Source organism: Streptomyces sp. NPDC058375 (genome assembly GCF_042723425.1).
In the GTDB taxonomy this organism is placed as follows: domain Bacteria; phylum Actinomycetota; class Actinomycetes; order Streptomycetales; family Streptomycetaceae; genus Streptomyces; species Streptomyces durocortorensis.
In genome coordinates this window covers 1-6,663 of sequence record NZ_JBHXJG010000328.1, presented here as the reverse complement: position 1 = coordinate 6,663, position 6,663 = coordinate 1, and the positions used below count along the sequence as shown (strand labels likewise).

The 6,663-nt window shown below is 72.4% G+C and carries 4 protein-coding genes and 1 pseudogene; 3 read left to right on the top strand and 2 right to left on the bottom strand.

Translation table 11 applies throughout. The features are described 5' to 3' along the window. Positions 1–170 (bottom strand): annotated as a pseudogene (locus tag ACFWM7_RS32310) (peptidoglycan-binding protein); the annotation flags it as partial. A gap of 247 nt (positions 171–417) precedes the next feature. On the opposite strand from ACFWM7_RS32310, the gene ACFWM7_RS32305 reads away from it, so the two are divergent. Then, positions 418–2,559 (top strand): DHA2 family efflux MFS transporter permease subunit, encoded by a 2,142-nt coding sequence (locus tag ACFWM7_RS32305; RefSeq protein WP_383267533.1) that lies wholly within the window; start codon positions 418–420, stop codon positions 2,557–2,559. 35 nt (positions 2,560–2,594) lie between these two features. On the opposite strand, the gene ACFWM7_RS32300 is transcribed toward ACFWM7_RS32305, so the two are convergent. After that, positions 2,595–3,083, bottom strand: coding sequence for a GNAT family N-acetyltransferase (locus ACFWM7_RS32300; RefSeq protein ID WP_383267530.1), 489 nt, complete (start codon positions 3,081–3,083; stop codon positions 2,595–2,597). A 62-nt stretch (positions 3,084–3,145) separates the two neighbouring features. Between ACFWM7_RS32300 and ACFWM7_RS32295 the strand changes: the two genes are divergently transcribed. Continuing rightward, positions 3,146–4,294 carry a serpin family protein gene (locus ACFWM7_RS32295; protein WP_383267527.1) on the top strand — a complete coding sequence of 383 codons (1,149 nt, stop codon included), beginning with the start codon at positions 3,146–3,148 and terminating at the stop codon, positions 4,292–4,294. 171 nt (positions 4,295–4,465) lie between these two features. Further along, positions 4,466–6,550, top strand: coding sequence for a bifunctional glycosyltransferase 87/phosphatase PAP2 family protein (locus ACFWM7_RS32290; protein WP_383267524.1), 2,085 nt, complete (start codon positions 4,466–4,468; stop codon positions 6,548–6,550). The last annotated feature ends 113 nt before the right edge of the window (positions 6,551–6,663 follow it).

Here is a 6,663-nt window from a genome sequence, read left to right as displayed (position 1 = left end):
CCCTCCGGCGTACCGGAGGGCGCGCCCGCATGGTCCGTCAGCGTCACGTACGGCCGGATGCGCAGCGGGTCGAAGTCCTCCGCCGCGGCGATCTCCGCCGTACGGGCGGCGCGCTGTTCGTCCTCCGTGAGCGGCGCCGAACGCACGCCCGCGCCGCACCGGCACGGCACCCGGTGCTCCGTGCCGGGCTCCCCGGCCGTCCGTCTTCCGCACTCCGGGCATGCGTGTCCGGTCATCGTGGTCCCCTCCCCTTGAAACTGCCTGCGATTATGCAGCCCGCCCCGGGGAAGCCCAACGGCCCGCCGGAGGCTCGGCCCGCCCTCGGCAGGCCATAACGGGGCAGAACGGCCAGGATGGGGGTGTAGTGGATCAGCGGACCGAGGAGACGCCCATGGCCCGGCAATCGAGGAGACGCCCATGGCCCAGCAGCTGAGCCCGCCGCCCCCGGCCCCCGGTGAGGGGCACTCCCACCGGAGCGTCCTGGTGGCGATCGGAGCGCTGCTCCTCGGCATGCTGCTCGCGGCACTCGACCAGACCATCGTCTCCACGGCGCTTCCGACGATCGTCAGCGAGCTCGGCGGTCTCGACCATCTGTCCTGGGTGGTCACCGCCTACCTGCTGGCGGCCACCGCGGCGACCCCGCTGTGGGGCAAGCTCGGCGACCAGTACGGCCGCAAGAAGCTCTTCCAGGCCGCGATCGTGATCTTCCTGATCGGCTCCGCGCTCTGCGGAGTCGCCCAGAACATGCCCCAGCTGATCGGATTCCGGGCCCTCCAGGGACTCGGCGGCGGTGGGCTCATGGTGCTGTCGATGGCGATCGTCGGCGACCTCGTCACCCCGCGCGAACGCGGAAAGTACCAAGGGCTCTTCGGTGCCGTCTTCGGCGTGACGAGCGTCCTCGGCCCGCTCCTCGGCGGCTTCTTCACCGAACACCTCAGCTGGCGCTGGGTCTTCTACATCAACCTGCCGATCGGCGTCGTCGCGCTGGGCGTCATCGCGGCCGTCCTGCACATCCCGGTCCGCCGCGAGAAGCACACCATCGACTACCTCGGCACCTTCCTCATCGCGGCCGTCGCGACCAGCCTCGTGCTCATCGCCTCCCTCGGCGGTACGACCTGGGCCTGGACCTCCCCGCAGATCATCGGACTCGCGGTGCTCGCCGTCGTCCTGCTCGTGGCCTTCGTCGCCGCCGAACGGCGTGCCGTCGAGCCCGTGCTGCCGCTGAAGCTGTTCCGGATCCGCGCCTTCAGCCTCGTCGCCGTGATCAGCTTCGTCATCGGCTTCGCCATGTTCGGCGCGATGACCTACCTGCCGACGTTCCTCCAAGTGGTCCACGACATCACCCCGACGATGTCCGGTGTGCACATGCTGCCGATGGTGTTCGGCCTGCTGATCACCTCGACCGCCTCCGGCCAGATCGTCAGCCGGACCGGCCGCTGGAAGGTCTTCCCTGTCCTCGGCACCGCCCTCACCACTGTCGGCCTCCTGCTGCTCCACCGCCTCGACGAGTCCAGCTCCACCTGGCTGATGAGCGTCTACTTCTTCGTCTTCGGCGCCGGTCTCGGGCTCGTGATGCAGGTCCTCGTCCTGGTCGCCCAGAACTCCGTCTCCTACCAGGACCTCGGGGTCGCCACCTCCGGCGCGACGTTCTTCCGGTCCATCGGCGCGGCGTTCGGCGTGGCCGTCTTCGGGACCATCTTCACCAACCGGCTGACCGGCCAGCTGACGGACGCGCTCGCCGGACAGCCGCTGCCGCCGGGCATCGACGCCGGAAGCCTGTCTGCCGACCCCCGGGCCATCGGGCAGCTCCCCGCCGACCTGCGGCCCGGCGTCCTCAGCGCGTACTCCACCTCCATCACGGACGTCTTCCTGTACGCCGCCCCGGTCGTCCTCTTGGCCTTCGTCCTCGCCTGGTTCCTCCGCGAGGACAAGCTCCGGGGCTCGGTGACCGCGCCCGACACCAGCCAGACCCTCGCCTCCAACCCCGTCCAGCGCTCCTCGTACGACGAGTGCGCCCGCGCCCTGTCCGTGCTCGCCACCCGGGAGGGGCGCCGCGAGATCTACGAGAAGATCACCGCGCGGGCGGGGTACGACCTGCTGCCCGCGGCCAGCTGGCTGCTCCTGCGGATCAAGCGGCACGGCACCGTCGAACCCGCCCGGCTCGCTGAGACCGCTCCCGTACCGCTGCACGTGATCACCGACGCGGCCCGGCAGGTCGAGGAACGCGGACTGGCCCGCCGGGAGGGCCTGCAGATGATCCTCACCGACAGCGGGGCCGAGGCCGTCGTCCGGCTCTCGCAGGCCCGCGAGGACTCCCTCGCCGAACTCCTCGGCGACTGGTGGGGCCCCGAACGCCCCACGGACCTGGTCAAACTCGTCAGCGAACTGACCGCCGAGGTCAGCGGCTCGACCAGGGAACGGCCCCACTCACCGACGTCTCCCCGCGACCACGAGGCCCATCTGCGGCGCGACGAGCGCGAGGCCCACAGCCGGGCCCTCGACGACCCGGACGACCACGGCCACCCGGACGACCGGGGCCGCCACCACCCGCCCGTCTGAGCCCGGACGCCCGACGCGCGCCGGGCCGGGCCGGGTCACAGCTCCTTGGCGAACCAGTGCTCCGCGTACCGGTTACGGCGGTGGAACGCCGGCACCTCCCGGTACCCGTGCTTCGTGTACAGCCCGCGCGCCTCGACCAGGTCGTGGCGGGTGTCCAGCCGCAGCAGCCGTACGCCGTACGCCCTCGCCGCCTCCTCCACCGCGGCCAGCAGCAGCCCGCCGCCGCCCGTGCCCCGGAACGCCGGGCGCACGTACACCCGCGTCAGCTCCGCCGTACCCGGCCCGGCGGCCTCCGTCAGCACCAGCCCGGCACAGCTCGCGGCCTTGCTCCCGTACCGGCCGACGACGAACTGACCGGTCGGCGGTACGAGCAGGTCGGCCCCGTCGCCGTCGAGCCCGGCCGCGATCTCCTCGGCGGTCGCGGGCCGCTGCCAGTAACGGCTCGCGACCTCGTCGTAGTAGTCACGGCGCAGGGCGCTCGCGTCGGGGGAGTCGAATCGTTCGGCGGCGACGGTCCAGGTCATGTCAGGCATTCTTGCTGCCGTACGGCCTGACGACGACGCAATTACCTGTGCAGGGGGCAGCAGTGACCGACGTGTCCGCGACCGACGCCGCGACAACCACCACGACCACCCGGGCGATCCAGCGCCTCGCCGAACGCTGGATACGGGACGGCATGGCCGCCGCAGCGGCGGACCGGGGCCGTACGGAGGCGGACGCCGGCTTCGTGTGCTCGCCCGCCGGGCTGTGGCTCGCCCTGACCGCCGTCGCCGTCGGCGCCCGCGGCGAGACCGCCGACGAGCTGCGGGCCCTCCTCGGCACCGCGGACCGGGAGGCCGCCCCGGCCGTCACGGAGGTGGCCCGCGAGCTGGCGGCGACCGGGGCGCTGGGCGTGGCCACCCGGGTCTGGAGCCGGGTGCCCGTGCTGCGCGCTTACCGGGAGGCGCTGCCGGACATCCGCTTCGACCCGATGGACCCGGCGGCCGCCGACGCCTGGGTGCGCGAGGCCACCGGTGGGCTGGTCGAGCGGCTGCCGCTGGAGATCACCCACGAGACCCTGCTCGCCCTGGTCAACGTCCTGGCGCTGAAGGCCCGCTGGGAGGATCCGTTCGAGGGCCGGCGCACCCGGGACCTGCCGTTCACCGACGCGGCCGGGACGGTCCGCCCGGTGCCGACCATGTCCAAGGACGTCCCGTTGGCCGACGCCTGGACGGCCGGCGGGGCGCATGTCGTCGAGCTGCGCTGCGCGCGGGGCCCCGAAGGTGCCCCCGGGGCCCGGGTCCGTCTCGTCCTGGGGGAGCCGGGGGCCGGCCTGGAACGCGTGCTTCCCGTGGGCTGGGCACCCCGGACCGTGGGCACTCCGCTGGACGCCGACCGGGTGACCGTCGGGCTGCCGCGGCTCGCCCTGCGGACCCGGATGGCCGTTACCCAGCAGCTGCCCGCCCTCGGCGTACGGTTGGCCACCTCCGACGACGCCGACTTCTCCGGCCTCTCGCCCGAGCGCCTCTTCGTCTCCGACGTGATCCAGGAAGCCGTGCTGAAGATCGCCGAGGAGGGCGTGGAGGCCGCGGCCGTGACGGTGGTCGCGGCCCCGGGGGGCGCCGCGCCCCGGCCGCAGCGGGTCCAGCACATCGCCTTCGACCGCCCCTTCGGCGTCGTCGTACTGGCCGGAACCGACGACGTACCCCTGTTCACCGCCTGGCAGGCGGACAACCCTGCCGGCCCGGACGCCTGAGGCCTTCCCGCGCGCTCGCCCGAGACCTTCGGCACCCCCTGTCATACCCACGGACGACTTCTTCCGGCCGGAAGCAGGATGACAGTCAGGCAAAGAGGGGGTTGATTGTGTCTACCTCGTAGGGCAATGCGAGGCTTCATCCGGCATGGCCCCCACTCGAAGGGGCGGTGCATGGAACGGTGGGAGGGTCGGCGCAGCGTGGTGAATGCGGATCACAGTGTGCGCGGTGACGCGGTGGCGGACACGGGAGCGGGGGCCGGGCTGACCAGAGTCCTGCTCTGGCTGGTCGTGGCCGTGCTGGCGGTACGGCAGGTGGCGGTGGTGCTCCGGCAGCCACCGGGGGAACGGCTCCTCGATCTGGAGACCTGGATCGGGGAGAACGGCGTCCTGCACCTGACGGGCTCGCTGTACGACGGCGGCCGGTTCACCGGGACGCCCTTCGCCGGACTCGTCCTGAAACCGCTCACCGCCACGGCCCAGCAGACCCTCGGCGTCGCGTGGACGTTCGGCTCCCTGCTGCTCGTCGTCGCCCTCGGCCTCGTCGCGGCCCGGGCCCTGCCCTCGCCGGTGGGCCGCCGGACGGCCCTGCTCGCGGCCCCCGTCGCGATCAGCCTGTTCATGCTGTCGCTGCCGGTCCGCAACGCCCTCCACCTGGGCCAGACCAGCATCCTGCCCGTCCTGCTGGTGCTCCTGGCCTGCTTCGTCGTCCGGGACCACCGGGCGGCGGGCGTCCTCGTCGGTATCGCCGCCGCCTTCCAGCCGGTGCTGCTGCTCTTCGCCGCCCTGCTCTGGCTGACCGGCAGGCGGCAGGCTTCGGTGAGCGCGGGCGCGACGTTCGCCCTCGCCACGGCGATCGCCTGGGCCGCCGCGCCGAAGGACTCGTGGACGTACTGGGTGCACCACCTCGCGGGCGCCGGGCTGGGGGAGCGGCCGGACAGCCTGGCCAACCAGTCCCTGCACGGGGCGCTGCTCCGGCTAGGCCTCGAAGGCCCCGTGGAGATCGCCCTGTTCCTGGTGCTCGCCGCCGCCGTCGTGTTCTTCGGGCTGCGGCGCGCCGTGCGGTACGCCCAGGACGGGCAGCTGCTCCTCGCGGTCGCCGTGACCGGCTGCGTCGTGGTCGCCGTCTCGCCGACCGCCTGGCAGCACCAGCTGCTCTGGGTGCTCCTCGCGGTCGTGGGCAGGGTCGGCAAGCGGGCCTCCGACCGGCTGGTCTGGCCGTCCGTGGTGGTGCTCGCCGTCACCCTGCCGGGCACGATGCTGCTGCCGAACATCGAGACGCTCTTCCCCGTACGCGACAACATCCTGCTCCTCGTGGCGCTCGGCGCGGCCTGCCTCGCCCCGTTCCTGCCCCGCACCTCGCCGTACTGGCAGCACCCGGTCCCCACCGACTACGCGAAACCGGTCGCGGCGCGCTGGAGACGCGTGCCGCTCCTGCCGTTCTGGCGCCGGGTCCTCACCCGCCCCAACCTGCTGCTGGAACTCCTGCTCATCCGGGTCGTCTACGACGCCTACGCCCAGGTCCGCCTCGCCGCCCGGGCGGGCCGCCCGCTCGCCGAGGAGCACGGCCGGCAGATCCACGCCATCGAGCAGTGGCTGCACATCGACATCGAGCACTGGGTCAACCACACGGTCGTCCAGATCCATTGGCTGCGCGAGTTCTTCGACTACTACTACTCCACGTTCCACTTCATCGTCCCGCTGACGATCCTCGGCGTGCTGTACGCGCGCCGCCCCGCCGACTACCGCTGGGTCCGCTCCTCCATCGGTTTCGCGACCCTGCTCGCCCTCGTCGGCTTCTGGCTCTACCCGCTGGCCCCGCCCCGCCTCATGCCCGGCCTCGGCTTCATCGACACCGTCCACGGGGTGCAGGACTTCGCGAAGCCCGACTACGGGACGCTGACCACCGTCACCAACCAGTACGCGGCGATGCCGTCGCTGCACTTCGGCTGGTCGCTGTGGTGCGGTGTGGTCATCGTGATGCTGGCCCCGAAGCTGTGGATGAAGGCGCTCGGCCTGCTGCACCCGCTCTTCACGATCGCCGCGATCGTGGCCACCGCCAACCACTGGGTGCTGGACGCGGCCGGCGGCGCCCTGGTCGTGGCGATGGGCTTCGGACTGACGTACGTGCTGTCGGGGCCGCGGAAGCTGGTGACCGAGGAGGGCGAAGCGGCGATGGAACCCGTGGAGCCGCGTCCTGCCGAACCCCCGGCCGAGCCGGAGGCCGTACCGGCCGGGAAAGCGGCAGGCGGCACCTGAGGGCCCTCGGTATGCGGTAAGAGCAGGCCGAGGGGGTGCCCTCGGTATGCGGTAAGAGCAGGCCGCAGTGTAGATCTCGGTGGTCGTCGACCTCGCTGTAGTACGTGTAGACG